The organism is Streptomyces typhae (assembly GCF_009755605.1).
Lineage (GTDB): Bacteria > Actinomycetota > Actinomycetes > Streptomycetales > Streptomycetaceae > Streptomyces > Streptomyces typhae.
On sequence record NZ_WPNZ01000029.1, the window covers coordinates 66,597 to 92,321 of the forward strand.

The window sequence follows — 25,725 nt, forward strand, 5'->3', positions numbered from 1 at the left end:
ACAAGATCGACGTCGACCCCGCCCCGAAGGTGACCCGTGGACATCAAGACCGCCTCCGCACTCCGCCGCCTCCGCCTGGTCTCGATCCCCGAGGCCGTGTCCTTCCTGCTCCTCATCGTCTGCTCGGTGCTGAAGCGGACCACGGAATTCAACGCCGTGCCGGCGATGGGCATGATCCACGGTCTGCTCTTCGTCCTGTACGTGCTGTTCTGGCTCGACGCCTGGAACCGCGCCAAGTGGCAGCTCAAGACGGCGGCCCTCTACTTCGTCCTGTCCGTCCTGCCCGGCGGCGGCTTCTTCGCCGACCGCAGGCTCAAGCAGGAGGCCGAGGCCGCGGTCATCGCCTCGCGCGCCCGCCGCGAAGGGGTCGTGAACGCATGATCGTCGCCTTCTCCGTCACCCCGCTCGGGGTCGGCGAGGACGTCGGCGAGTACGTTGCCGACGCCGTCCGCGTCGTCCGCGAATCGGGGCTCCCCAACCGGACCGACGCGATGTTCACCTCCGTCGAGGGCGAGTGGGACGAGGTCATGGACGTCGTCAAGCGCGCCGTCGCCGCGGTCGAGGCGCGGGCGCCGCGCGTCTCCGTCGTCCTCAAGGCCGACATCCGCCCCGGCGTGACGGACGGGATGACGTCCAAGGTCGAGACGGTGGAGCGGCACCTGTCCGGCTGACCCCCGCCGCGCCGTCCGGCACCCGTACCCCCGTACGGCCCAAGCCCCCGCCAGGGGTTCCTGGCGGGGGCTTTCGCGTGCCCGCATCCGTCCGTCCTGGTCGAGCGGCGGCCGTCCACCTCCCTGCTTCGGCGACCTGAAGGACTTGAGCGAGTGCTCAAACTCGCTGTACGTTGTGGCCCAATGATTTTGAGCACTCGCTCAAAACGCCTTTCTGCCTGGGGGGGACGACGGTGGCGAGCCTGTACGTCGAAGCGCTGATCCGCGCCGACCTCGACGAGCTGTGGGAGCGCACGCAGGAACCCGCGCTCCATCAGCGCTGGGACCTGCGGTTCACGGAGATCGCCTATCTGCCCGCCGACGCGCCGGGGGAGCCGCGGCGGTTCCGGTACGCGACGCGGGTCCTGCCGTTCCTCACCATCGCCGGGACCGGCGTCAGCGCGGGCGAGAAGCGCAGGCCCGACGGGACCCGGACCTCCGCGCTCCGGTTCGCCTCGCCGCACCCGCTGTCGCTGCTCGCCGAGGGCAGCGGCTACTGGCGCTATGTGCCGAGGGGTGACGGCGACGGTGTCCGCTTCCTCACCGGCTACGACTACCGGCCGCGGTGGGGGAGGTGCGGAGCCCTGGCGGACCGGTTCGTGCTGCGGCCGCTCATGGGCTGGGCGACGGCCTGGTCCTTCGACCGCCTACGGCTGTGGCTGGAGCGCGGGATCAGCCCCCGGCGGGGGCTCGCGGGCGCCCTCGGTGAAGTCGTCGTCCGCGCGCTGGTGGTCGTGGCGGCCGGGCTGCTCGCGGGGCCGGTGGCGGGGGTGGTGTCCGGTTCGGGCTCCGGTCCGTATTCCGGAGCGATGTCCGGTCCGGTGTCCGGTCCGGTGCCCGGACTGGTGGCCGCGCTGGTCGTCGCCGTCCTCGCGTGCGCCGTGCCGCCGTTGCCGACGACTCCGGCGGCGCGGCGCTGCCTGCGCACGCCCCCTGCGTCGGTACGCGCCCCACGCCTCCTGGACCGCCTCACCGCGCCTGCCGATCGCCTCACCGGGCCTGCCGACGGCGTCACCGCGCCTGCCGACGCCGTCACCGCCCTCACCGACCGCCCCGCCACGTCCACCGGCCACCCGGCCCTCCCCGAGGAGCAGCACGCATGACCTCGATCTTCCGTACCGCGATGGGTGCCGACTTCGAGCGCCTGCACCCGGCCCTCCAGCGGCGCTTCTCCGTCGGGCTCGACAGCGGCGAGGCGTGCTTCGGGCAGGGCGTGATGGACCGGATCTGGCACGGGCGCAGCTTCGTGAAGCCGTTCCTCGCACTCGGCGCGACGCGCAACATCCTCGTCCCGCGCGCCGGCCGGGACGTCCCCTTCACCATCGAGAACGTGCCGTACGCGGACTCGTTCGGCCGTGAGACGGTGACCTTCGTGCGTACCTTCCACCTGCCGGGACGGGCCCGGCGCTTCGACGCCCAGATGGTGCTCGGCCCCCGGCGCGACCGCGTGCTCGACTACCTGGGCACCCATCAGCACCTCGCCAGCGACCTGCACTTCACGGCCGCCGCCGACGGGTCGCTCGTCATCCGGTCCGGGGCGCACCGGTTCCGGGAGGGGCCAGTGGACGTGCGGGTTCCGGGTGTGATCGGGGCGGACGCGGAGGTGCGGGAGTCGTACGACGACCGGTCCGGGCGGTTCCGTGTCCGGGTGCGGGTGGTGAACCGGTACTTCGGGCCGCTCTTCGGGTACGAGGGGTCGTTCGCGGCGACGTACCGCGAGGTGCGGGAGTGCGGGGTGCGGGCCGGGCTGCGGCCCGTGCGCGAGGAGGTGCGGGCGTGAGCGGTGCGCGTCCCGGGACGCGGGAGAAACTCCTCGAAGGGGCGATCCGAACGCTCACCGAGCAGGGGATCGCCAAGACGTCGGCGCGGAGCGTGGCGGCGGCGGCCGGGGTCAATCAGGCGCTCGTCTTCTACCACTTCGGCTCGGTCGACGAACTCCTCTCCGAGGCGTGCCGGTACGCGACCGAGCAGCGCGTCGAGCGCTACCGGGAGCGGCTCGCCGGGATCTCCTCGCTGGCGGAGCTGCTCGCCTTCGGGCGGGAGCTGCACGAGGAGGAGCGGGCCGAGGGGCATGTGGCCGTGCTCGCGCAGTTGCTCGCGGGGGCGCAGACGCAGGAGCGGCTCGCCGAGGCCACGGCCTCGGGGCTCTCCCTGTGGGTGGCCGAGGTCGAGAAGGTGCTGGTGCGGGTGCTCGGCGGTTCCCCGCTCGGGGAGTTCGCCGATCCCGTCGGGCTCGCGCGGGCCGTCGCGGCGTCGTTCGTGGGGATCGAGCTGTACGAGGGGGTCGACCGGGACGGGGCCCGGCGGGCCCTCGACGCGCTGGAGTCCCTGGGGGTCGTGGTGGCCGCCCTGGACGACCTCGGGCCCGTGGCCCAGCGCGCGGTCCGCCACCGCCTGCGGCGGGCTGCTCGGGGGTGAGCGGGCTCCCCTTGCCCCTTACATCCCAGTGACCGGAGGGTGGGCTGTGCCCACCCTCCCCCAAGCTCTCGGCTCCGCTCGAGCAGGGAGGTACCCCCCTCGCCCCTGGCGGACCAGCTGCCCACAGAGGCGGTCGCCCGGTCGCCCGCAGAGGGACGTAGTCGAGGCCGGGCAGGGGCGTTGCCCGCCCCCGGTGCACCGGTGGTGCGGGGTTCCGGGTGGGCGGGTGGGAAGAATCCGGCGCGGAGCGCCGGGAAAGGACTGACGCGGCACGCGCAGAAGAGGCGACGCGGCACGCGCAGAAGAGGTGACGCGGCACGCGGAGAAGAGCCGACGCGGCGGAGAGTAAAACCCCCGCACGGACGCGCCCGGTTCGACACGCCGGAGAATCTCCACTTTTGTGAGGGTATCGACTAGTTCGAATACCTGGAGGGCGCTGTGCGGCCGGAGGGCTACGACTACGACACCCACAGCCGGCTCGCCGGACCGCTCACCGAGCCGGAAGGCCAAGGCAACGGCAACGGCAACGGCAACGGCAACGGCGACGGCCACGGCGGTGGCGGTAGCGGTGACGGCGGCGCCGCCGGTCACGGCGGCTACCGGGTCAAGTACCGCGCACTCCTCGCGGGCGAGCCGCACCGAATACGCGCCATCCTCCTGATGTCGCTGGCCCCCCTGCTCACCGGCGCACTCCTCGTGTACCTCGTCTGGCCCACCCACTGGACGGAACGCGAGGGCGGCGAGCGCTGGCTGGTCGGGCTCGATGTCACGATGCTGCTCGCGATCGGCCTGATCGAGGTGTTCATGCTGGTCAACGTGGTGTCCATCGCGCACGCCACGATGGTCGCGAGGGACCCCGTGCCGGTCGTGCCCGAGCCGGGCACCCGCGTCGCCTTCCTGACGACGTACGTACCGGGCAAGGAACCCCTCTCCATGGTCCGCGCCACCCTCGAAGGCGCCGCGCGGATACACCACCCCGGGCCGCTCGACGTCTGGCTGCTCGACGAGGGCGACGACGACGAGGCCAAGGCGCTCTGCGCCGAACTCGGCGTACGCCACTTCACCCGCCTCGGCGTACCGGAGTGGAACCGCGACAAGGGACCGCACAAGACCCGTACCAAGCACGGCAACTACAACGCCTGGCTGGCCATGCACGGCGGGGACTACGACTTCTTCGCCTCCGTGGACACCGACCACGTGCCGCTGCCGAACTTCCTGGAGCGGATGATGGGCTTCTTCCGGGACCCGGACGTCGCCTTCGTCGTCGGACCGCAGGTGTACGGCAACTACACCTCGCCGGTCACCAAGGCGGCCGAGTCGCAGCAGTTCCTGTTCCACGCCCTGATCCAGCGGGCGGGCAACCGCTACCGGGCCCCCATGTTCGTCGGCACCAACAACGTCGTCCGCATCGCCGCCCTGCGCCAGATCGGCGGCCTGTACGACTCCATCACCGAGGACATGGCCACCGGCTTCGAGCTGCACCGGCGCAAGAACCCGCGCACGGGACGGCACTGGCGGTCGGTGTACACCCCGGACGTGCTCGCCGTCGGCGAGGGCCCGGCCTCCTGGACGGACTTCTTCACGCAGCAGATGCGCTGGTCGCGCGGCACCTACGAGACGCTGTTCAAGCAGTACTGGCGGGCGCCCGCCAGCATGCCGCCGGGCCGCCTGTTCTCGTACACGCTGATGCTCGTCTACTACCCGATGACGGCCGTCAACTGGCTCCTGGGCGTCCTGAGCTGCGTGCTGTTCCTCTGGTTCGGCGCCTCCGGGACGCAGGTCGCGGCCTCCGTGTGGCTGATGCTCTACAGCGACGCGGCGGCCCTCCAGATCGGCCTGTACCTCTGGAACCGGCGGCACAACGTGTCACCGCACGAACCCGAGGGTTCCGGCGGCCTGGCGGGCATGGCGATGTCCGCGCTCTCGGCGCCCATCTACGCCAAGTCGCTCGGCGCGGCCGTGCTGCGCCGCCCGAGCCGCTTCGTCGTGACGCCCAAGGGCGGCGGTGTCACCGCCGACCGGCTGCTGACCTTCCGTATCCATCTGTTCTGGGCGGTGCTCCTCGCCGTGTCGCTCGTCGCCTCGTTCGTGCTCGGCCACACCCACGCGGCGATGCGGACGTGGGCGGTGCTCGCCATGGCCATCTCGCTGGCACCGGTCGCGGTGTGGGGCTGCACCGAAGTGCGGGAGCGCCGCACGCGCAAGGTCCGCGCGGCGGCCCGGCAGCGGCTCAGGGCACGCGCCGAGCGCGCCGAGGCCCCCGACAGCGAGCCGGAGCCCGCCCTCGCCACCGGTACGACGACTGGAGGGAACTGACACCATGCCCCCTCGCCTCCCCGAACTGTCCAAGCGCACCAAGAAGATCGCCTTCGGCGTGGGCGCGGGCGCCGTCCTCATCGGCCTCAACGCCCCCGCCGCGGTCTCCTTCGCCGAGGAGCAGTACCACGAGTACAAGATCAACCAGCCCGGCTACAAGAAGAAGTACGGTTCGTGGCAGCAGGTCTCCATTCCGAAGGAATTCCGCACCAACGCCATTCACGCGGCTCTGCTGCACACCGGGAAGGTCCTGATCGTCGCCGGATCGGGCAACGAGCAGAAGAAATTCGACGCCGGGTCCTTCGACACGGTGCTCTGGGACCCGAAGAAGAACACCTTCAAGAAGATCGAGACCCCCGAGGACTTCTTCTGTTCCGGGCACGCCCAACTCCCCGACGGCCGTCTCCTGGTGGCCGGAGGCACCGCGCGCTACGAACTCCTCGACGGCGAGGTGGACCGGGCGGGCGGCGGCATGCGGGTGAAGAACGAGAACCCGGACGAGCCCGTCGTCCTGAAGAAGGGCACCAAGTTCCGCTCGCCGTCCGGTGTCGAGTACATCAGCAAATTCGACGTGAAGGTCCCCGAGGCCAAACGCGACTACGAGATCACGTACTCCAAGACCGGCACCATGCGGCCCTGGAAGACGAAGGTCGTCGCGAGCGAGGCCCGGGTCTTCGTGGAGGCCGTCCACGACGGCGAGGAGTCGGTGACGGAGAAGTCCGCGCAGTACGAGATCGAGGGCCTGACGGGCAAGGCGGCCGACAACACGTACGGCATCGCCGAGAAGATCACCATGGACAAGCAGGACTTCCAGGGCATCAAGGCGGCGTACGAGTTCGATCCGAAGGCCGAGAAGTACGTGGCCGTGGAGCCGATGGAGAAGGCCCGCTGGTACCCGACGCTCGTCGGTCTGGAGGACGGCCGCGTGCTCGCCGTGTCCGGGCTCGACGACGTCGGTGTCATCGACCCCGGCGACAACGAGATCTACGACCCGAAGACCAAGAAGTGGACCGACGGCCCCAAGCGCTACTTCCCCACCTATCCGGCTCTCTTCCTCACCAAGGGCGGGAAGCTCTTCTACCCGGCCTCCAACGCCGGTTACGGGCCCGCCGAGAAGGGCCGCGAGCCGGGCCTGTGGGACCCGAAGACCAACAAGTTCGAGAAGGTCCCCGGCCTCACCGACCTCGACCAGACCGAGACGTCGGGGTCCGTGCTCCTGCCGCCCGCCCAGGACCAGAAGGTGATGATCCTCGGCGGTGGCGGCGTCGGCGAGTCCGAGAAGGCCACGAAGCGCACCGCCGTGATCGACCTGAAGGAGGACAACCCCACCTTCAGGACCGGTCCTGACCTGCCGCAGGGCACGCGCTATCTGAACAGCGTCCTGATGCCGGACGACGCGGTGTTCACCAGCAACGGCTCGTCCGACTACCGCGGCCGCAGCGGCAGCAACATCCTCAAGGCGCAGTTCTACGACCCGAAGAGGAACGCCTTCCGCACCGCTGCCGAGCCCGAGGTGGGCCGCAACTACCACTCCGAGGCGCTGCTCCTGCCCGACGGACGCGTCGCCACCTTCGGCTCCGACCCGCTGTTCGACAACCAGCAGAACACCAAGCTCGGCCACTTCGAGCAGCGCATGGAGATCTTCACCCCGCCGTCGCAGCACAAGGCGGGCAAGGACCGCCCCGTGCTCGGCACCGGCCCCGAGGTGCTGCCCGCCGACGGCCGCGCCACGTTCCGCACCGAGCACCCCGAGAAGATCGCCTCGGCCCGCCTGATGCGGCCGAGCGCCGTCACGCACACCACCGACGTGGAGCAGCGGTCGATCGCGCTCGGCCTCACCAAGGGCCAGGGGTCGGTGACCGTGGACGTGCCGCGCGAGGACACGGCGCTGGTGCCGCCCGGCTGGTACATGCTGTTCGTGACGGACGCCGAGGGCGCCTCGTCGGAGGCGAAGTGGGTGCACGTGAAGTGAGGGCCGCGGGCACGCGCGCGTGCCCGCGGGACCCGGCCCGCCGAGGTGGGCGCCCGTGCCCGCGGGAGCCCTCAGTCCGCCGCGACGAACGCCCCGTGCTTGAGCACCGGCACGACCGTCGAGGCGTCCAGTTCGGTCGCGACGGCGACGTCCTCCGCGAAGCCGCCGTCGGCCAGTTCCCGGCCCGAGGAACAGGACGCGACCGCTTCGCCCACGTCCACGGCCGACACGTACGCGGACGCGGCGGCCGCGGCCTCGGGGGAGAGGTCGCTGCCGCCGCGGGCACGCAGCGCGGCGATCACGGCTCCGGCGCCCAGGAGGTCCTCCAGCGCTGGGCGCAGACTGCCGTCGGGCCAGCGCTCGCCCGCAGCGATCACGCCGACGGGCCGCTCGGGGGTGCCCTCGCCCCGGTCGGACAGCCAGCGGCCGAGGGCGGTGGGGTTGCGCAGCGACCCGGCGGCGACGGTGACGTCCCCCGCGCTCGCGGCGATCGCCGAGCCGTTGGGCGAGGGCAGGACCAGGCGCTGGGCGCGCGGGGCCCGGCGCAGCGCGGCCGGGGACAGGGACCAGGGACTGGCCGCGCTGACCGCCCGGCGGCCCACCGCGAGTCGCGCGTCCATCTGGCGGGCGAAGGCCGTGGCGCTCTCGTCGCGCCACGCGTACGGGAAGACCCGCGAGCCGGACTCGACGGCCACGGACACCGACGTGCTGAAGCAGAGGACATCGACGATCACCAGACAGGAGACCGCGGGCGCCAGGCGCTTCGCGCCGGAGGCACCCCATTCGAACCGTACGCCGTAGCCCGCCTGTGAGAAGTCTTCACGCCCCATGCGCTCCGAGGCTGCCAGGTGCGGAACCGCTTTGGCCAGCGGATCAACGGGCATTCCGCAAACACCCCTACGGGCTCTACGGAAACCCCTCAAGAGCGGCTGCCCGTCAGGCCTTCGCGTTGCGTACGAGACCGAGCGCGTAGTCGGGCCACCACTGCCCCGCGGCGGGGCCGCCGCGGCAGGGTCCGTCCGAGTCCCCCGGCCGCTTGATCCACAGGAAGGCGTCGAGGAGCGGATCGCCGGTGCGGTCGGTGGGCGGGGTGCCGAGGCCGCGGCCCGGCGGGTTGCACCAGGCGTCCTCGCGGTCACCGGCGAGCGGCCCCTGCCCGTTGCGGCTGCTGTCCATCACGAAGTGCTTGCCGCCGACGCCGGCGGACAGCTCGCGGCCGTACTTCTTGGTGGTCGCGTCGCTCTGGAAGTTGGAGACGTTGAGCGAGAAGCCGTCCGCCCGCGCGATGCCCGCGCGCCGCAGCGGCGTCGTGAGCTTGTACGCCTCGGTGATCCAGCCGGGGTTGCCCGCGTCCAGGTACACCTTGACGTTCGGCTGCCGCTTCAGCCGCTCGATGGCCTCGGAGAGCAGTTCGTAGCGCTCCTCGTGGTACTGGGCGGGGGTGCAGCCGTCGGCGATGTGCGGGATCGCGTCGGGCTCCAGGACCACCAGGGCCTTGCGGTCCTTGATGCCGTCGGCGAACGCGTCGATCCAGTGCCGGTAGTAGGAGGCGTCGGGGGCGCCGCCCGCGGAGTGCTGGCCGCAGTCGCGGTGCGGGATGTTGTACGCGACGAGCACCGCCGTGCGGTCGTCCCGCTCCGCGCCCGCGGTGGCCTTCTCGACGTCCGGCGCCGGGTCGTCCCCGGCCGGCCACGTCGCCATCGGCTGTTCGGAGATCCGCCGCAGCGCGTCGGCGTCGTCGGTGCGGCCCTGCTGCTCCCACTCCCGCACCTGGCGGGCCGCCTCGCTCTGCGGGTCGACCCAGAAGCTGTGCGCGGCGGGGGCGGCGGCCTCGCGGCTCACGGGCGGCGAGGCCTCGTCCTTCTCCCGGCCCGACCCGGGTCCCGAGCCCGAACCGGACGAGCACCCGGCCGTGAGGCCGAGGGCGGCGGCGGCCGTGAGTGCCGTGAACGTACGGAGCAGCCGGTGCATCCAGACCCCTTGGTCGGCGTGACGGGCAGGCGGGCGGACGAGTCGCGCGGCAATCGTGGCACAAGGGATCATTCGTACCCGTGCGCGACACCGCCCGTGCGGGCCCCGTCAGCCACCCGCCGCAAGCGCGACGCCCAGCGGTGTGCGCTCGTACAGGACCTGATGGCCCTGCCGCCGCGAGGTGAGAAGGCCCGCCGCCCGCAGTGCCGCCAGGTGCGCCGACACCGAGGACGGGGCCAGGCCGAGGCGCTGGGCGAGCGGTGACGTGGCGGCCGGTTCGGCGAGGGCGGTGAGGACGGCGGCCCGGTTGGCGCCGAGCAGCCGGGCGAGGGCGTCCGGCGCGCGGTCCGCGGGGGCGGACCAGAGCCCCGCGAGGCCCCGGGCCGGGTACACGAGGGTCGGCTGCCACGGCGGGTCGTAGCCGCTGATCACCTCCGGCCAGCTGAAGACGCTGGGCATCAGGACCAGGCCGCGCCCGTCCAGATGCCGGGTGTGCCGGCCGCGCCACTGCGCCGTGAGCGTCCCCGAGTCCCAGGCGAGACGGCGGTCCAGCTCGGGCAGCAGGGCGCCGAGTCCGATCTGTGCGAGCCGCCGCGAGTGGTACGCCACGTCGGCTTCGAGCAGGGCGCGCAGGCGGGGCCAGTACGGCTCGACCAGCGCGTGCCAGGCCGCCTCCATGGCGTCCGCCAGCGTCCGCACCGCGCCCGCCGGGTCGGCGAGCAGCCGCCGTCCGGTCGCGCTCACGGCCGCGCCCGGGGTCTCGGCGAGCGCCTTCGCCATGTCGTCGCGGGCCGCGTCGGGGTCGGCCGCGCGCACCGCCGCGATCTCCTCGTCGAACGTCGCCGCGGGCCCGAGCGGCGGCGGCCCGAGGAAGTCCGGGCTGTGCCCCCGCGACGGCATGAGCAGCCACACGGCCGCCAGGTCGAGCCGGGCGCCCGCCGCCCGGACCTCGCGCAGCCACCGCGGGTGATAGCCGTGCCGCTCGGGCCGCTTCAGCGTCCGCACGGCCTCCTGCGTCTCCCACAGCGGCGACACCGCGAACCGGCAGCGCAACAGGTCGTCCTCGCCGAAGTGCAACTGGAACGGCACGCGGCCCTCCTCTTCCTGTTCCCCCGCGCTTGCTTCGGCCGGAGTGATTCGGCTGGAGTGATTCGGCTGGAGTGCTTCGGCCGGAGTGATTCAGCTGGAGTGCTTCGGCCGGAGTGATTCAGCTGGAGTGTTTCGGCTGGAGTGTTTCGGCTGGAGCCGAAACTCTAGGGAGCCGGGACGGTGGCGGCCAGGGTGTGCGCATGCCGACAGAGACACCCACGCCGCCGCGGGACGGCTACCGGCGGGTCTTCGCCGTACCGGAGTTCCGCGCCGTGTTCGCCGCGCACGCCCTGTCGCTGCTCGGCGTCGTCGTCAGCGAGATCGCGCTGACCGTCCTCGTGTACGACCTCACGGGGTCGCCGCTGCTCAGCGCGCTGGCGTTCGCGCTCGGCATGCTGCCGTACCTGGTGGGCGGGACGCTGTTCGCGGGGGTCGCCGACCGCTTCGCGCCGCGCCGCGTCCTCGTCGTCTGCGACCTGCTGTGCGCCGGGTGCGCGGCCCTGATGGCCCTGCCCGTGACACCGGTGGCCGGGCTGCTCGCGCTGCGCTGCCTGATCGCGGCGATCGCTCCCGTGTTCAACGGCACGCGGATGGCGACCCTCACCGACGTCCTCGGCGACGGGGACCTGTTCGTGCTCGGCCGGTCGCTGCTGCGGATGGTGTCGCAGAGCGCCGTCCTCGTCGGCTTCGGCCTCGGCGGTGTGCTGCTCACCGTCGTCTCCCCGCGCGGGGCCCTCGTCGTCACCGTGATGACGTTCGCCGCGTCGGCGCTGCTGCTGCGCTTCGGTACGAGACGACGGCCCGCGCGGGTCCCGGGCGCGGGCGCCGCCGGCCAGGGGGAACCGGGGCCCGCGCTCATGCGCTACTCCCTGGCCGGTGCCCGCGAAGTCCTCGCCCACCGCCGGGTACGGGCCCTGCTCCTGCTGCTCTGGGCGCCCCCGATGTTCGCCGTGGCGCCGGAGGCCCTCGCCGCGCCGTACGCGGAGCAGATCGGGGTGGGCACCGCCGGGGTCGGGCTGCTGATGTGCGCGATGCCCATCGGGACGATCGCGGGCGAGGTGTACGCGGGGTCCGCGCTCACCTCCGCCGCCCGCGCCCGCATCGTGCTGCCGCTGGCCGCGACCACGCTGCTCCCGCTCCTCGCGTACGGCTTCGCCCCCGGCCTCGCCTGGGCGCTGCCCGCGCTGGTCCTCGCCGGCGCCGGATCGGCGTACACGCTGGGGCTCGACCGCTGGTTCGTGGACGCGGTGCCGCCGGAGCTGCGCGGCCGGGCCATGACCGTGCACACGGCGGGCCTGATGACGCTCCAGGGCGCGGGCATGGCCCTGGCGGGCCTCGCCGCCGAGTTCTTCGCGGTGAGCAGTGTGGTGGCGGGGGCGGGAGTGCTCGGGACGGTGTGCTGTGTGCTGCTGGCGCGGGAGGTGCGGGTGACGGCGGGGGCGTCGGCCTCCGTGCCGCCTGTGCCGGGGGTCGGGCCGTCGGAGGCGTCCGCTCCGGGCGCGGGTGGCGGGCCGAATGCTGAGACCGGGGCTGACCGGTATGTGGCCGGGGACTAAGGTCGACGCTGTGCCGAAGCCGCTCAGTCTCCCCTTCGATCCCATCGCCCGCGCCGACGAGCTCTGGAAGCAGCGCTGGGGTTCCGTGCCCGCCATGGGCGCCATCACCTCGATCATGCGCGCGCAGCAGATCCTGCTCGCCGAGGTCGACGCGGTCGTCAAGCCGTACGGACTGACCTTCGCGCGGTACGAGGCGCTGGTGCTGCTCTCCTTCTCCAAGGCGGGGGAGCTGCCGATGTCGAAGATCGGGGAGCGTCTCATGGTGCACCCCACGTCCGTCACCAACACCGTCGACCGCCTGGTCCGGTCCGGTCTGGTCGACAAGCGCCCCAACCCCAACGACGGGCGCGGGACGCTCGCCTCCATCACGGAGAAGGGCCGCGAGGTCGTCGAGGGGGCGACGCGGGAGCTGATGGCCATGGACTTCGGGCTCGGCGTCTACGACGCGGAGGAGTGCGCGGAGATCTTCGCCCTGCTGCGGCCGCTTCGCGTGGCCGCGCAGGACTTCGCCGGGCAGTAGCCCTGGCCGACCGTCCTATGGGGGCTGCGCCCCCGTTCCCCCCTTTCGGGCCTGCGGCCCTCGTCCTCAATCGCCGGACGGGCTTTTTCCCAACGGGGCGGCGGAAGATCGCGTACGGGGGCGGGCTACGCTCGTGGGCATGAAACGCAGCGTGCTGACCCGCTACCGGGTAATGGCCTACGTCACCGCCGTCATGTTGCTGGTCCTGTGCGCCTGCATGGTGGCGAAGTACGGCTTCGACAAGGGCGAGGGCCTGACGCTCGCGGTCTCGCAGATCCACGGCGTCCTCTTCATCATCTACCTGGTCTTCGCCTTCGACCTCGGCTCCAAGGCGAAGTGGCCGTTCGGCAAGCTGCTGTGGGTCCTGGTGTCCGGCACCATCCCGACGGCCGCGTTCTTCGTCGAGCGCAAGGTCGTGCGCGAGGTCGAGCCGCTGCTGACGGACGCGCCGAGCCCGCTCGCCAAGGCTTGAGGGCCCGCTCACCAAGGCCTGAGAGGCCGCTCGCCGAGACCTGAGCGACCCGCCGGGACCCTGTCCCGGCGGGTCTTCTCTGGACATTTACTAGGACGTCCAAGTAAATTCGAGGGCATGGACGCTGAAGCCATCGAGGAGGGCCGCCGCCGCTGGCAGGCCCGGTACGACGCCGCGAAGAAGCGCGACGCCGATTTCACGACGCTCTCCGGTGATCCGGTCGAGCCCGTCTACGGGCCACGGCCCGGGGACACCTACGAAGGCTTCGAGCGGATCGGCTGGCCCGGCGAGTATCCGTACACGCGCGGGCTGCACGCCACCGGCTACCGAGGCCGTACGTGGACGATCCGCCAGTTCGCGGGCTTCGGCAACGCCGAGCAGACGAACGAGCGGTACAAGATGATCCTCGCCGCGGGCGGCGGCGGCCTGAGCGTGGCCTTCGACATGCCGACGCTCATGGGCCGCGACTCCGACGACCCGCGCTCCCTCGGCGAGGTCGGCCACTGCGGCGTGGCCATCGACTCGGCCGCCGACATGGAGGTCCTGTTCAAGGGCATCCCGCTCGGGGACGTCACGACGTCCATGACGATCAGCGGCCCCGCCGTCCCGGCGTTCTGCATGTACCTGGTCGCGGCCGAGCGCCAGGGCATCGACCCGGGCGTGCTGAACGGCACGCTCCAGACGGACATCTTCAAGGAGTACATCGCGCAGAAGGAGTGGCTCTTCGAACCCGAGCCGCACCTGCGCCTCATCGGCGACCTGATGGAGCACTGCGCCCGCGACATCCCGGCGTACAAGCCGCTTTCGGTGTCCGGCTACCACATCCGCGAGGCGGGCGCGACGGCCGCGCAGGAGCTGGCGTACACCCTCGCGGACGGCTTCGGGTACGTGGAGCTCGGCCTGAGCCGGGGCCTCGACGTCGATGTCTTCGCCCCCGGTCTGTCCTTCTTCTTCGACGCCCACGTGGACTTCTTCGAGGAGATCGCCAAGTTCCGCGCGGCCCGCAGGATCTGGGCGCGCTGGATGCGCGAGGTGTACGGGGCGAAGACCGACAAGGCCCAGTGGCTGCGCTTCCACACGCAGACGGCGGGCGTCTCGCTGACCGCCCAGCAGCCGTACAACAACGTGGTCCGCACGGCCGTGGAGGCGTTGGCCGCCGTCCTCGGCGGTACGAACTCCCTCCACACCAACGCCCTCGACGAGACCCTGGCTCTGCCCAGCGAGCAGGCCGCCGAGATCGCGCTGCGCACCCAGCAGGTCCTGATGGAGGAGACCGGCGTCGCCAACGTCGCCGACCCGCTCGGCGGCTCCTGGTACATCGAGCAGCTCACCGACCGCATCGAGGCCGACGCCGAGAAGATCTTCGACCAGATCAAGGAGCGGGGCCGGCGGGCGCACCCCGACGGGCAGCACCCCATCGGCCCCGTCACCTCCGGCATCCTGCGCGGCATCGAGGACGGCTGGTTCACCGGCGAGATCGCCGAGTCCGCCTTCACCTACCAGCGGGCCCTGGAGAAGGGCGACAAGCGGGTCGTCGGCGTCAACGTCCACCACGGCTCCGTGACCGGCGACCTGGAGATCCTGCGCGTCAGCCACGAGGTGGAGCGCGAGCAGGTGCGTGCCCTCGCGGAGCGCAAGGCCGCCCGCGACGACGCCCGCGTGCGGTCCTCCCTGGACGCGATGCTGGCCGCCGCCCGCGACGGGTCCAACATGATCGCCCCCATGCTGGACGCGGTCCGGGCCGAGGCCACCATGGGGGAGATCTGCGGGGTCCTCCGGGACGAGTGGGGCGTGTACGTGGAGCCGCCGGGCTTCTAGCCCCGTCCTGCCTCGACTCCCTCGAGGCGCCACCGACGCCTCCGCCGTGCGCGATCAGAGCGCACCGCGGAGGCGTTGTGCGTGCAAGTGGGCCAAGGCCAGGAGCTGGCGATGCTGCCATGGGGTGGCCGGGCGCAGGTGCCGGTAGTGGACGCGCCACGTCAGGCCCGTGGGGCGCTCCAGGATCACGAACGCGCCGTCGACCGCGCGCACGGTGCCCGGCATGTCGTACGTCCGGTCGAAGAGCACCGCTCCAGGATGAATTCCGGTCACAGCAGATCCCCCCGGCTCCGCGCGTTCGCCCTCGCGGCCCGCGCCCGCAACTGCTGTGCGGGGGTAGCCGGTTCCGCGTTCTCCGGGGTGACGGTCCACTCCCGCCCACCTGCCATGGGACGGAGGGACCAGACCCCGCACCACTCGCCCCGGAATTCACCGACCAGGTTGCGGGTGACGTCGAGGAGGAGGGTGCCGGGGGGTGGGGGTGGGGTGTCGAGCATGTCGTCGTCCGTGCCTCTCCGTAGCGAATCCACTACCAAGGGGCATCAGCGTGACCTAGGGTGTGCCCGTCTTCAACTTGCCCGTTTTGCTTGGAGAGTTGGGTGGTGAGCTTTGAACCGTAAGGACTTGGACCCGGAGGAATCGCCCAGCGCACGGTTTGGCCAGCGGCTTCGTGTACTGCGCGATGAAAGAGGGTGGACGCAGGACGAGCTCGCCTCGCGACTCGGCTGCTCTGGAACACACGTTTCCGCCGTCGAAACTGGCCGTCGTCCTCCAACTCGCCGCTTTGCGGCAAGCGTCGACAGGGCATTCGGGACGGGGGACAGATTCGAGCGGCAGAGCCGTGCCGCGAGATATACGGCCCTCATCGAAGGGTTCCCCGAGTACGTCGCCCATGAGGGGCGAGCGGCGGAAGTCCGGTTGTACGAGGTGGGTGTCGTCCCTGGGCTCCTCCAGACGCCTGAGTACGCAGCGGCCCTGGAAGCGGACGCGGTACGACGGCAGGCGATCACCTCGGAGCAGGCTGACGAACGGGTCGACCTGTTGGTCCGGCGCCAGACCGGTCTTCTGCGGTCACCGGCGCCGCTGATCTTCGCGGTGCTCGACGAAGGGTGCATCCGCCGCCCCATGGGAACGGCTGCCGTCATAGAGGCCCAGTTCACGCGCCTACTCGACTTCACCGAACTGCCGAACACAGTGCTTCAAGTCGCGCCGTTCTCGATGGGGGCGCGCAGGCCGTTCAGCTTGCCCGTCACGGTACTCACGATGCCTGACCGTTCGCTCATGTCCTACGCGGAGTCCACGCACCGAGGTCACCTTGAGCGCGAAAGCACGTTCGTATTGCCCATCTTGGCGGCCTACCATCAATTGCAGGCAGAAGCGCTGTCGCAAGCAGCATCCGTGGCCATGATCCAAGAGTTACGAAAGGGCACCTCGTGACTACCGAATCCCCGCACTGGTTCACGTCCTCCTACAGCGGCAACGGAGGCCAGTGCGTAGAGATCGCCGCCAACCTCATCCCGGTACACGGCATAGTCCCCGTGCGGGACTCCAAGCGCCCGAGCGGCACGGTCCTGGCAGTCCGCGTCGAGGCGTTCTCGACCTTCGTGGACGGCCTGAAGGCCGGACAGTTCCCCACGGCGTGAAGGGCACCTCGTGAAGACAGAGACCCCGCACTGGTTCACGTCCTCCTACAGCAACAACGGCGGCCAGTGCGTAGAGATCGCCGCCGATCCGGTCGCCGCCTGCGGAGTGGTCCGCCTCCGCGATTCCAAGCGTCCGAACGGGCCGGTCCTACGCGTGCCCGCCGAGGCGTTCGCGTCCTTCGTGGGCGGCATGAAAGCGATCGAATCCCCTCGCTGGTCCACATCCTCCTACAGCAACAACGGCGGCGCCTGCGTGGAGATCGCTGTCAACCTGGTCGCCGCATGCGGCGCAGTCCCCGTCCGCGACTCCAAGCTCCCGAACAGCCCCGTACTGGGCGTCTCCGCCCGCGCGTTCGCCCACTTCGTGGGTGGCGTGAAGGGCGGGCGCTTCGGCACAGAGTGAAGGGCACCTCGTGAAGAACGAATCCCCGCACTGGTTCACGTCCTCGTACAGCGACAACGGCGGCGCCTGCATAGAGATCGCCGCCAACCTCATCCCCGTACACGGCACAGTCCCCATACGCGACTCCAAGTCCCCGAGCGGCCCGGTACTGGACGTCCACGCCGACGCGTTCTCGTCCTTCGTGGATGGCGTGAAGGCCGGAGGCCTCGGGTCCGGCGTAACCCCTAGGTAGGCGTGGGCCGCGTCGGGCGCGCAGGAGGCGCTCACCGTTCGCGTGGGAGTAACGGGTGGGTGGGTGGGGGAGGACGTTCACGGGGCCGTGTCCGGAGCGGAGGGCACCGCGGCGGGCCCCCGGCCAGAGACCGCTGCGAGGCCGCCCAGGACCAGGGAAGTGAACTGTTCCGCCCACTCCGCGTCGACGGGCTCCGCGCTGACCAGGGCGCGGTGGACCACGGCACCGGCGATCACGTCGAAGATGAGGTCGGCGGTGCGGGCCGCCGCGGCGGTGTCCGGCTCGGCGGGGAGTTCGCCGCGGTCCTGGGCGCGGGCCCGCCCGGCGAGGACGAGCCGCTTCTGGCGGTCGACGATGGACGCCCGGATGCGCTCCCGCAGGGGCTCGTCCGTCGTGGACTCCGCGACCACCGCCATCAGCGCCGTCTTCGTCTCGGGCCGCCCCAGCAGCGCCGCGAACTGAAGGACCACTCCCTCGATGTCGGTGGCCAGGCTGCCGCTGTCCGGCAGTTCCAGCTCGTCGAAGAGTTCGGCGACCGCGTCCACGACGAGCTCGCTCTTGCCCGCCCACCGCCGGTACAGCGTGGTCTTGGCGACCCCTGCCCGCGTCGCCACGTCGCCCAGCGTGAGCTTGGTCCAGCCGAGGTCGACCAGGGCCTGCCTGGTCGCCTCGAGGATGGCGGTGTCCGCCTCGGTACTGCGCGGGCGCCCCCCGGCGCGCGTCGACGGTGTGCTGCGGCTCTGCATCCCGCGACCATACCGGCGAGTATGACCGTCCTGACCAGGTGGGAGTGAGGCAGATCACGCTGCCCCCGGGACCCCGCCCCGTACCCGCCCAGTTACGCTACGAGCCGTAGCGAAAGCCACGTACGACGTGGCCTGCGACGGCACTTTCCGTCCCTCGGACGGCGACCACAGCACGGCAGTCCCGGTGCGGGGTGGGGACCCCGCACCAGCACGCGGACGGTCCCCTCGGGCCCGGAAGCGCACAGGCAAAGCACACAGACAGAAGTGGACCGGATCCGTCCGGCAGCCCCGCAATCCGGCGAGGGGTGCAGACGGGCACGGTTCCCGCGCGGCTTGGGGGAGGATGTACTCATGCAGCCACGGAACATGTCCATGAGCGGAGTCGTCGACCTCGCCGCGGTGAAGGCGGCCCAGGAGGCGAAGGCGAAGGCGGAACAGGCCCGCGCCGAAGCGGCCAGGCAGGGCGGCGGCGCCGCCGGCGCCGGAGTGTCGCCCGCGAGCCTCGTCATCGACGTCGACGAGGCGGGATTCGAGCGGGATGTCCTGCAACGCTCCACCGAAGTGCCCGTCGTCATCGACTTCTGGGCCGAGTGGTGCGAGCCCTGCAAGCAGCTCAGCCCGCTCCTGGAGCGACTGACGCGGGAGTACAACGGCCGCTTCGTCCTCGCGAAGATCGATGTCGACGCGAACCAGATGCTGATGCAGCAGTTCGGGGTGCAGGGCATCCCGGCGGTCTTCGCGGTGGTGGCGGGCCAGGCCCTGCCGCTCTTCCAGGGCGCGGCCCCCGAGGCGCAGATCCGCGGCACCCTCGACCAGCTCATCCAGGTCGGCGAGGAGCGCTTCGGCCTCACCGGCCTCACCGTCGACCCGAACGCCACCGACGCCCCGGGCGAGGGCTCCGCAGCCGAGGCCGCCGCCCCGGCCGGTCCCTACGACGCCCTGCTCGAAGCCGCCGTCCAGGCGCTCGACGCGGGTGACCTGGCCGGCGCGGTCCAGGCGTACAAGAACGTGCTGAGCGACGACCCCGGCAACACCGAGGCCAAGCTCGGCCTCTCCCAGGCCGAACTGCTCCAGCGGGTGCAGGACCTGGACCCGGCCGCCGTCCGCAAGGACGCCGCCGAGAAGCCCGGCGACGTACGGGCCCAGATCGCCGCGGCGGACCTGGATCTGGTCGGCGGCCATGTCGAGGACGCCTTCGGGCGCCTGGTCGACACCGTCCGGCGCACCGCGGGCGACGACCGGGACGCCGCCCGGCTGCGGCTGCTCGAACTCTTCGAGGTGGTGGGCGCGGACGACCCGCGCGTGGCCACGGCGCGCACGGCGCTCGCCCGGGTGCTTTTCTGAGGCTTTTTGTGGGGTCGCGCCGGTCCGGCGCCCATGCCCCTGATGTGTGAGTGAACAGCTTGCCCAAGCGACACCACAGTGGCCGCGTTTTACCAAAACTTGGTAAACGCGGCCGCTGTTACTTGGAGTAAGAGTAGGGCGTCGATCTGTCCGACTCTGTTCGCCAATCGCCCGATCTTGTCCAACTGTTGAAGCCACCGTCTGTTGCTGATCGATGCCGGGCGGTCGTCGGGCGGTTATCCGCCCGTTACCAGCGAGTAACGAACCCCCTTGTGCGGGCGCCGAGAATGCACCACGATCGGCCACGCTCGGTCCATTGCCCGCAGCCCGACAGCCAGTCGGGAGACGGAAGTTCTGGGTCCCCACCGAGCAGACCGGTGGCACCGCCGCCGGTCTGGGACAGGGGGGTCTCTGCCACTCCCGGCAGGGCCTGTCCAGCAAGGTTGTGCGTGATGCGTCAGGCGCGACCAGTGGTTGTCGCTCGGGGGTGATCGCCGGTGATCGAGGCGCACGGTGCGTCTTACCGCACGGGCGCTCTCCTTACCGAGGACGTAGCACTTCTCCCATCCCTGCCCTGCTGAGCCGCCCTGACGGGAGCAGCAAGGGCCGGAGATGTACGTCCGAGAAGGAGGAAAAGTCATGGAGTCCGTGGCTCGTGGCGGAACCAGATGGAAGCGGTTCGCCGTGGTCATGGTGCCGAGCGTCGCGGCGACTGCCGCGATAGGCGTGGCCCTCGCTCAGGGTGCGCTCGCGGCATCGTTCAGTGTGTCCGGTCAGCAGTTCAAGGTGACCGCCAAGTCGCTCGACGGCGAAGGATTCGTCCAGTACGGGGCGATGGACGTCGGCAAGTCGGGCAAGCACCCGGTCGCCGTCGTCGGCATGGAAGAGGCGAGGATCCGCAACCTCTGCCAGTCCGTCGTCGTGCCGGTCCCCGTCTTCGGCGACGTGTCGATGAAGCTGACGGCCGGTGGCAAGGGCGCACCCCGCGTCTACGCGAAGAAGCTCTTCATCGACGCCGACGACCTGAAGGCCAATGCGACGTTCACCAACGTCGACATCGGTGTCTCGGTCGACCGGACGACGAAGGGTCCCGGTACCAACCCGCAGGACCAGCCGGGCAAGCAGTATGTCCCCGACTCGTTCGCCCAGCAGGCCGACAAGGTGCGCTTCACCGACGTCAAGCAGCGCGCCTGGGCGACCAGCGCGGGCACCTTCAAGCTGTCCGGCCTGCACATGTCGGTCAAGAAGGGCAAGCACGAGTGCTACTGAGGCAGTAGCGGCCTCGGTCACACCGATTCGATCTCATCCGCTTCGTCCTGATCGAGACCGTCGTTGAGGCCGTGTCAGAGGCCATTGCTGTCCTAAGCCGCACTTGTTGTGCCGAACGGCCGGGCGCGGGGGCGCCTTTACCTCGTACACCACATCCGTACATCGTGAACCAGTCGTCCCCGTGCCCGAATCCGCATACACAGATCCAAACGCCATACCCGAGGAGCTGTACGACATGAGCGCCGAAGCGCAAGTGGGCCTTGGCAACAGGCTTGGCCGGATGCGCCGATCGTTCCGAGGGTGGCGCGGTCAGCGCCCGTTCTGGGGAGGCCTGCTGACACTGCTCGGCGGCGTCCCGATCATGTACTTCCCGTACGCGAACCTCACACTGGGCACGATGACCATCCGGATGGCGACCACCGCCGGCGCCGGATCGCTGATCATCGGTGTGCTGTTGGTCGTGCTCGGCCTGACCATGTGGTTCCAGCCGCAGTCCCGTGTCTTCGCGGGCATCGCGGCGATTCTGCTCGCCCTGGTCTCCCTCGTGGTGTCCAACTTCGGCGGCTTCGTCATGGGTTTCCTGCTCGCCCTCATCGGCGGTGCGCTCGGTGTCTCCTGGATGCCGACGAGGCTCGAGAAGCGGTCGAAGCGACGCGCGAAGGCTCCGGACACCGGAGACCTCAACGACGGGGCCCCCGCGCCCGCGGCCGCGGGGGCCGCGAGCGGGACCGTACCGGCGGCGGGTGGTGCGACCGATGACTTGTCAGGATCGAGCCCGGACAACGGGACGAACGGGAGGCACCGTGCCGGCTGACGAGGTGCACCGCGGGACTGATGCGGCCACGTCCCGCGCGAGAACGGGGCCGCGCCACGCGGCCCCGAAGAAGCCGCTGCTGACCCGGCTGCAGATGCCGGCGGGCAAGGCCATCGCGATCGCGGCGATGCCGACCGCCGTCCTCATGGGCATGGGCCTGACGCCGCAGCTCGCGCAGGCCAAGCCGGGCGTCCCCAAGAACCCCTTCCGGGACGGCCCGTGCGTGTCCGCCCCCGACGAGCAGTCCAAGGCCACCGAAGAGGCCGAGAAGGCGGAGAAGGACGCCAAGGTCAAGGCCGCGAAGAAGGCCGAGGAGAAGGCGGAGGCCGCGCGGAAGAAGGCGGACGAGGCGAAGAAGAGGGCCGAGGAGGCCAAGGAGTCCCCGGGTTCCGAGGACTCCAAGGACTCCGAGGGTTCGAAGGGCTCGAAGGGCTCGGAGGACTCGAACGGCTCGGAGGGCTCAGGGGACTCCGAGGGCTCCGAGGGCGGCGGCAAGTCCGGCTCGAAGCCGTCCGGCGGCTCCGGCGAGGGCTCCGATAAGGACTCGGACCGGGACTCGTCGCACGACACGGACGACGGCTCGTCCAAGGCCCCGGCCCCCGCCGAGACCAGGAACCCGCTGGACCCGCTGGGCGTGGGCGATGCCATCAAGGACATCCTCACCCCGAAGGAGAAGTCCGAGAAGGAGTCGGAGTCGGCCCGCTCCGGGGCGTCGAAGTCCGACGACGACTCCGGCGAGGACGCCAGCGACTCCGAGAACTCCAAGAACTCCGAGGGCTCCAAGAACTCCGAGAACTCCGAGAACTCCGAGAGTTCTAAGGGCAAGGTCACCAAGCCCGTCGAGGACACCCTCGGCAAGGTGAAGGACGGCCTGGAGGACACCGGGGACACCAAGGACACCAAGGGCACCAAGGACAAGGCCCTCGACAAGGCGGAGGAAGCCGCCGAGAAGGCCGAGAGGGCCGAGAAGGCCGCGGAGAAGGCCAAGGACGAGGCCGATCCCGACTCCGAGGACTCCGATGACGCCAAGGATCAGGACCCCATGGCGCCGGACGAGGACGGCAAGAAGCCGTTCCCGTGCGTGGTGGAGAAGAAGGTCGACGGGGACGACGAGCAGGCACCCGCGCCGATCCCGAACCAGCCCTGGCACCTGGAGGCCAGTTCGCTGCTCCTGAAGGGCGCGGACTACAAGGGCGTCGTGAACCTGAAGATGCCCGACGGCCGGACGAAGCAGGCGCTGAAGTACATCATCAGCGGCGGCACGGACATCGGCGACCTGCACCAGATCGTCGAAGGTCCCGGCGGCAAGAAGTACCACGTCGAGGCCGCCAAGGGTTCCATGTCCACGATCCGCAACGGCGACACGACGATGTACACCGAGCGGATCTCCGGCAACCTCTTCGGCCTGATCCCGATCACCTTCGACCCCGAGCACCCGCCACCGCTGAACCTGCCGCTGATCTACTTCACGAACGTGAAGGTCCAGCAGGCGGGCCAGTTCGGCGGCGACCTCACCATCCCCGGCCTGCACCAGTCGATCACCGACTGACCCCGAGCCGGTCGCCGACCGGCCCGCACACCGCTCCGGGAGCCGCGGAACGCCGAGGGCGCCCCCTGAATTTCCAGGGGGCGCCCTCGGTGCGTTGCGGGAGCGTGTCAGTCGCGTTCGCCGCCGCCCAGGTGGTGTACCCGGACCATGTTCGTCGTCCCCGGGATCCCGGGGGGCGAGCCGGCGGTGATGATCATGGTGTCGCCCTCGTTGTAGCGCTGGAGCTTGAGGACCTCGGCGTCGACGAGTTCGACCATGGCGTCGGTGTTGTCGACGTGCGGGACGACGTAGGTCTCCACGCCCCAGCTCAGGGCGAGCTGGTTGCGGGTGCTGGCGTCCGTGGTGAAGGCGAGGATCGGCTGGGCCGCGCGGTAGCGGGAGAGGCGGCGGGCCGTGTCGCCGGACTTGGTGAAGGCGACCAGGGCCTTGCCGTCCAGGAAGTCGGCGATCTCGGCGGCGGCACGGGCCACCGAACCGCCCTGCGTGCGCGGCTTCTTGCCGGGGACCAGCGGCTGGAGGCCCTTGGAGAGCAGCTCCTGCTCGGCCGCCTGGACGATCTTCGACATCGTCTTGACGGTCTCGATCGGGTACGCGCCCACGCTGGACTCGGCCGACAGCATCACCGCGTCCGCGCCGTCCAGGATCGCGTTGGCGACGTCGGACGCCTCGGCGCGCGTGGGGCGGGAGTTGGTGATCATCGACTCCATCATCTGGGTCGCGACGATCACCGGCTTGGCGTTGCGGCGGCACATCTCCACGAGGCGCTTCTGCACCATCGGGACCTTTTCGAGGGGGTACTCGACCGCCAGGTCGCCGCGGGCGACCATCACGCCGTCGAAGGCCGCGACGACGGCCTCCATGTTCGCCACCGCCTGCGGCTTCTCCACCTTGGCGATGACGGGGACCCGGCGGCCCTCCTCGTCCATGATCTTGTGGACGTCCTTGACGTCGTTCGCGTCCCGCACGAAGGAGAGGGCCACCAGGTCGCAGCCCATCTTCAGCGCGAACCGCAGGTCCTCGATGTCCTTCTCGGACAGGGCGGGGACGTTCACGGCCGCGCCGGGCAGGTTGATGCCCTTGTGGTCCGAGATGACGCCGCCCTCGATGACGATCGTCTTCACGCGCGGGCCCTCGACGCCCGTCACCTTCAGCTCGACGTTGCCGTCGTTGATCAGGACCGGGTCGCCCTTGGTCACGTCGCCCGGCAGGCCCTTGTAGGTGGTGCCGCAGATCGACTTGTCGCCGGGCACGTCCTCGGTGGTGATGACGAACTCGTCACCGCGCACCAGCTCGACGGGTCCCTCGGCGAAGGTCTCCAGGCGGATCTTGGGGCCTTGCAGGTCGGCGAGGACGCCGATCGCTCGGCCCGTCCGCTCGGCCGCGGCACGGACCCGGTCGTACCGGCCCTGGTGCTCGGCGTGCGTGCCGTGGCTGAAGTTGAAGCGGGCCACGTTCATGCCGGCCTCGATCAGCGAGACGAGCTGCTCTTCGGTGTCGACGGCGGGGCCCAGCGTGCAGACGATTTTGGAACGGCGCATGGGGGCGATCCTATCGGTTTGTTTCGCTTCGGAATATTCCGTCTGGTGGAATCTACAAATGGGCGGGTGGGTGCTCAGCCGTGCCGTCGGGCAGAATGCGGCCGGCCGCCGGTCAGGAATTCTCCTTGCCGACCAGTGCGTAGGTCTGGTCGGCGATCTCCAGCTCCTCGTCCGTCGGCACCACGGCGACGGCGACCCGCGCGTACTCCGGCGAGATCAGCCGTGCCTCGTCGGAACGTACGGAATTGAGCTCGCCGTCCACCGCGAGGCCCAGCTCCTCCAGGCCCGCGACGGCAGCCTCGCGCACCGGTGCCGCGTTCTCGCCGACCCCCGCCGTGAACACGACGGCGTCCACCCGGCCGAGCACCGCGTAATAGGCGCCGATGTACTTCTTCAAGCGGTGGATGTAGATGTCGAAGGCGAGGGCGGCCTGCTCGTCGCCCGCGTCGATACGGCGGCGGATCTCCCGCATGTCGTTGTCGCCGCACAGGCCCACCAGGCCGCTCTTCTTGTTGAGCAGGACGTCGATCTCGTCGATGGACATGCCGCCCACCCGCGTCAGATGGAAGATCACCGCCGGGTCCGCGTCGCCCGAGCGCGTGCCCATGACCAGGCCCTCCAGCGGGGTCAGACCCATCGAGGTGTCCACGCAGCGCCCGCCGCGCACCGCCGAGGCCGACGCCCCGTTGCCCAGGTGCAGGACGATGACGTTGACGTCCTCGGGTGCCTTGCCGAGCAGCTTCGCGGTCGCGCGCGACACGTACGCGTGCGAGGTGCCGTGGAAGCCGTAGCGCCGCACCCGGTGCCGGTCGGCCGTCTCCACGTCGATGGCGTAGCGCGCCGCGGACTCCGGCATCGTCGTGTGGAACGCGGTGTCGAACACGGCGACCTGCGGCAGGTCGGGGCGCAGCGCCCGCGCGGTGCGGATGCCGGTGATGTTGGCCGGGTTGTGCAGCGGGGCCACCGGCACCAGACGTTCGATCTCCGCGAGCACGGCGTCGTCGATCACCGTGGGCTCGGTGAACTTCAGGCCGCCGTGCACCACCCGGTGCCCGATCGCCGCGAGCTCCGGCGAGTCAAGGCCGAGCCCGTCGGCGGACAGTTCGTCGGACACCGCCCGCAGCGCCGCCTCGTGGTCGGCGATCCGCCCGGTGCGCTCCCTGCTGTCGCCGCCGGCGGCCAGCGGCTCGTGCCGCAGCCGGGAGGTCTCCTCGCCGATGCGCTCGACCAGGCCCGCGGCGAGCCGGGTGCCGTCCGCCATGTCGAGCAGCTGGTACTTGACCGACGAGGAGCCGGAGTTGAGGACGAGTACACGGGTCGCGGTCACGAAGGAGTTGCTTTCTGT

27 protein-coding genes and 1 pseudogene are annotated in these 25,725 nt (G+C 70.8%); 20 read left to right on the forward strand and 8 right to left on the reverse strand.

Annotated elements, in window-relative coordinates:
- The first annotated feature begins 36 nt into the window (after window positions 1-36).
- From GPA10_RS36220 to glxA, 7 genes are all read left to right on the forward strand, one after another.
- Window positions 37-381 (forward strand): DUF3817 domain-containing protein, encoded by a 345-nt coding sequence (locus GPA10_RS36220; RefSeq protein ID WP_343041710.1) that lies wholly within the window; start codon window positions 37-39, stop codon window positions 379-381.
- Window positions 378-671: an MTH1187 family thiamine-binding protein gene (locus GPA10_RS36225; protein ID WP_058849540.1), complete on the forward strand. Its 294-nt coding sequence runs from the start codon at window positions 378-380 to the stop codon at window positions 669-671. The genes GPA10_RS36220 and GPA10_RS36225 overlap by 4 nt, the downstream gene beginning before the upstream one ends.
- A 233-nt stretch (window positions 672-904) precedes the next feature.
- Window positions 905-1,813 (forward strand): hypothetical protein, encoded by a 909-nt coding sequence (locus GPA10_RS36230; RefSeq protein ID WP_343041711.1) that lies wholly within the window; start codon window positions 905-907, stop codon window positions 1,811-1,813.
- Window positions 1,810-2,490, forward strand: coding sequence for a DUF4166 domain-containing protein (locus tag GPA10_RS36235; protein ID WP_157169118.1), 681 nt, complete (start codon window positions 1,810-1,812; stop codon window positions 2,488-2,490). The genes GPA10_RS36230 and GPA10_RS36235 overlap by 4 nt, the downstream gene beginning before the upstream one ends.
- Window positions 2,487-3,128 carry a TetR/AcrR family transcriptional regulator gene (locus GPA10_RS36240; RefSeq protein ID WP_343041712.1) on the forward strand — a complete coding sequence of 214 codons (642 nt, stop codon included), beginning with the start codon at window positions 2,487-2,489 and terminating at the stop codon, window positions 3,126-3,128. Before GPA10_RS36235 ends, GPA10_RS36240 begins: the two co-directional genes overlap by 4 nt.
- Before the next feature lie 438 nt (window positions 3,129-3,566).
- Complete coding sequence (locus GPA10_RS36245) at window positions 3,567-5,444, forward strand: glycosyltransferase family 2 protein (protein WP_343041713.1); 1,878 nt, start codon at window positions 3,567-3,569, stop codon at window positions 5,442-5,444.
- A 4-nt stretch (window positions 5,445-5,448) separates the two neighbouring features.
- The gene (gene glxA, locus GPA10_RS36250; protein ID WP_157169119.1) at window positions 5,449-7,416 is read left to right on the forward strand and encodes a radical copper oxidase GlxA; all 1,968 of its coding nucleotides are present in this window, start codon (window positions 5,449-5,451) and stop codon (window positions 7,414-7,416) included.
- 71 nt (window positions 7,417-7,487) lie between these two features.
- Here glxA and GPA10_RS36255 read toward each other — a convergent pair whose 3' ends face one another.
- From GPA10_RS36255 to GPA10_RS36265, 3 genes are all read right to left on the reverse strand, one after another.
- On the reverse strand, window positions 7,488-8,246 hold the full coding sequence (locus GPA10_RS36255; protein WP_157169120.1) for a 2-phosphosulfolactate phosphatase: 759 nt from the start codon (window positions 8,244-8,246) through the stop codon (window positions 7,488-7,490).
- 106 nt (window positions 8,247-8,352) lie between these two features.
- Window positions 8,353-9,387: a glycoside hydrolase family 6 protein gene (locus tag GPA10_RS36260; protein ID WP_157169121.1), complete on the reverse strand. Its 1,035-nt coding sequence runs from the start codon at window positions 9,385-9,387 to the stop codon at window positions 8,353-8,355.
- 108 nt (window positions 9,388-9,495) lie between these two features.
- Entirely contained in the window at window positions 9,496-10,476 is a 981-nt protein-coding gene (locus GPA10_RS36265) for a DUF5937 family protein (RefSeq protein ID WP_343041714.1), read from the reverse strand.
- 200 nt (window positions 10,477-10,676) lie between these two features.
- Between GPA10_RS36265 and GPA10_RS36270 the strand changes: the two genes are divergently transcribed.
- The 4 genes from GPA10_RS36270 (at window position 10,677) to icmA (ending at window position 14,842) form a co-directional block, all read left to right on the forward strand.
- Window positions 10,677-12,032 carry an MFS transporter gene (locus GPA10_RS36270; protein ID WP_157169122.1) on the forward strand — a complete coding sequence of 452 codons (1,356 nt, stop codon included), beginning with the start codon at window positions 10,677-10,679 and terminating at the stop codon, window positions 12,030-12,032.
- Between the two features lie 10 nt (window positions 12,033-12,042).
- Complete coding sequence (locus GPA10_RS36275; RefSeq protein WP_058849532.1) at window positions 12,043-12,552, forward strand: MarR family winged helix-turn-helix transcriptional regulator; 510 nt, start codon at window positions 12,043-12,045, stop codon at window positions 12,550-12,552.
- 139 nt (window positions 12,553-12,691) lie between these two features.
- Window positions 12,692-13,024 carry a DUF3817 domain-containing protein gene (locus GPA10_RS36280; RefSeq protein ID WP_157169124.1) on the forward strand — a complete coding sequence of 111 codons (333 nt, stop codon included), beginning with the start codon at window positions 12,692-12,694 and terminating at the stop codon, window positions 13,022-13,024.
- A 117-nt stretch (window positions 13,025-13,141) separates the two neighbouring features.
- Window positions 13,142-14,842: a coenzyme B12-dependent isobutyryl-CoA mutase large subunit gene (gene icmA / locus GPA10_RS36285; protein ID WP_058849530.1), complete on the forward strand. Its 1,701-nt coding sequence runs from the start codon at window positions 13,142-13,144 to the stop codon at window positions 14,840-14,842.
- 54 nt (window positions 14,843-14,896) lie between these two features.
- On the opposite strand, the gene GPA10_RS36290 is transcribed toward icmA, so the two are convergent.
- Together GPA10_RS36290 and GPA10_RS36295 are read right to left on the reverse strand one after the other, a co-directional pair.
- Entirely contained in the window at window positions 14,897-15,115 is a 219-nt protein-coding gene (locus GPA10_RS36290; protein WP_198351802.1) for a hypothetical protein, read from the reverse strand.
- Window positions 15,112-15,339 carry a hypothetical protein gene (locus GPA10_RS36295; protein WP_058849528.1) on the reverse strand — a complete coding sequence of 76 codons (228 nt, stop codon included), beginning with the start codon at window positions 15,337-15,339 and terminating at the stop codon, window positions 15,112-15,114. The genes GPA10_RS36290 and GPA10_RS36295 overlap by 4 nt, the downstream gene beginning before the upstream one ends.
- Before the next feature lie 112 nt (window positions 15,340-15,451).
- Here GPA10_RS36295 and GPA10_RS36300 point away from each other — a divergent pair, with 112 nt between their 5' ends.
- The 5 genes and pseudogenes from GPA10_RS36300 to GPA10_RS36315 all read left to right on the forward strand — a co-directional run bounded on the left by GPA10_RS36300 (window position 15,452) and on the right by GPA10_RS36315 (window position 17,120).
- Window positions 15,452-16,279: a helix-turn-helix domain-containing protein gene (locus GPA10_RS36300; RefSeq protein ID WP_157169125.1), complete on the forward strand. Its 828-nt coding sequence runs from the start codon at window positions 15,452-15,454 to the stop codon at window positions 16,277-16,279.
- Complete coding sequence (locus GPA10_RS36305; protein ID WP_343041715.1) at window positions 16,276-16,485, forward strand: DUF397 domain-containing protein; 210 nt, start codon at window positions 16,276-16,278, stop codon at window positions 16,483-16,485. Before GPA10_RS36300 ends, GPA10_RS36305 begins: the two co-directional genes overlap by 4 nt.
- A 10-nt stretch (window positions 16,486-16,495) precedes the next feature.
- A pseudogene (locus tag GPA10_RS43090) lies at window positions 16,496-16,669 on the forward strand (DUF397 domain-containing protein); the annotation flags it as partial.
- A 6-nt stretch (window positions 16,670-16,675) separates the two neighbouring features.
- Window positions 16,676-16,888, forward strand: coding sequence for a DUF397 domain-containing protein (locus tag GPA10_RS43095; protein ID WP_246260389.1), 213 nt, complete (start codon window positions 16,676-16,678; stop codon window positions 16,886-16,888).
- Between the two features lie 10 nt (window positions 16,889-16,898).
- Window positions 16,899-17,120 (forward strand): DUF397 domain-containing protein, encoded by a 222-nt coding sequence (locus GPA10_RS36315; protein WP_343041716.1) that lies wholly within the window; start codon window positions 16,899-16,901, stop codon window positions 17,118-17,120.
- Between the two features lie 77 nt (window positions 17,121-17,197).
- Here GPA10_RS36315 and GPA10_RS36320 read toward each other — a convergent pair whose 3' ends face one another.
- On the reverse strand, window positions 17,198-17,866 hold the full coding sequence (locus tag GPA10_RS36320; protein WP_157169126.1) for a TetR/AcrR family transcriptional regulator: 669 nt from the start codon (window positions 17,864-17,866) through the stop codon (window positions 17,198-17,200).
- A 351-nt stretch (window positions 17,867-18,217) separates the two neighbouring features.
- On the opposite strand from GPA10_RS36320, the gene GPA10_RS36325 reads away from it, so the two are divergent.
- The 4 genes from GPA10_RS36325 (at window position 18,218) to GPA10_RS36340 (ending at window position 22,842) form a co-directional block, all read left to right on the forward strand.
- Window positions 18,218-19,210 carry a tetratricopeptide repeat protein gene (locus tag GPA10_RS36325; protein ID WP_058849523.1) on the forward strand — a complete coding sequence of 331 codons (993 nt, stop codon included), beginning with the start codon at window positions 18,218-18,220 and terminating at the stop codon, window positions 19,208-19,210.
- A 639-nt stretch (window positions 19,211-19,849) separates the two neighbouring features.
- Entirely contained in the window at window positions 19,850-20,479 is a 630-nt protein-coding gene (locus tag GPA10_RS36330) for a DUF6230 family protein (protein WP_058849522.1), read from the forward strand.
- Window positions 20,480-20,714: 235 nt separating this feature from the next.
- Entirely contained in the window at window positions 20,715-21,293 is a 579-nt protein-coding gene (locus tag GPA10_RS36335; RefSeq protein WP_157169127.1) for a DUF6114 domain-containing protein, read from the forward strand.
- Window positions 21,283-22,842 (forward strand): hypothetical protein, encoded by a 1,560-nt coding sequence (locus GPA10_RS36340; RefSeq protein ID WP_157169128.1) that lies wholly within the window; start codon window positions 21,283-21,285, stop codon window positions 22,840-22,842. The genes GPA10_RS36335 and GPA10_RS36340 overlap by 11 nt, the downstream gene beginning before the upstream one ends.
- Before the next feature lie 107 nt (window positions 22,843-22,949).
- On the opposite strand, the gene pyk is transcribed toward GPA10_RS36340, so the two are convergent.
- Both pyk and GPA10_RS36350 read right to left on the reverse strand, forming a co-directional pair.
- Complete coding sequence (gene pyk, locus GPA10_RS36345) at window positions 22,950-24,380, reverse strand: pyruvate kinase (protein ID WP_157169129.1); 1,431 nt, start codon at window positions 24,378-24,380, stop codon at window positions 22,950-22,952.
- Between the two features lie 112 nt (window positions 24,381-24,492).
- Window positions 24,493-25,707, reverse strand: a complete 1,215-nt coding sequence (locus GPA10_RS36350; protein ID WP_058849516.1) for an acetate kinase — start codon at window positions 25,705-25,707, stop codon at window positions 24,493-24,495.
- Window positions 25,708-25,725 lie beyond the last annotated feature (18 nt).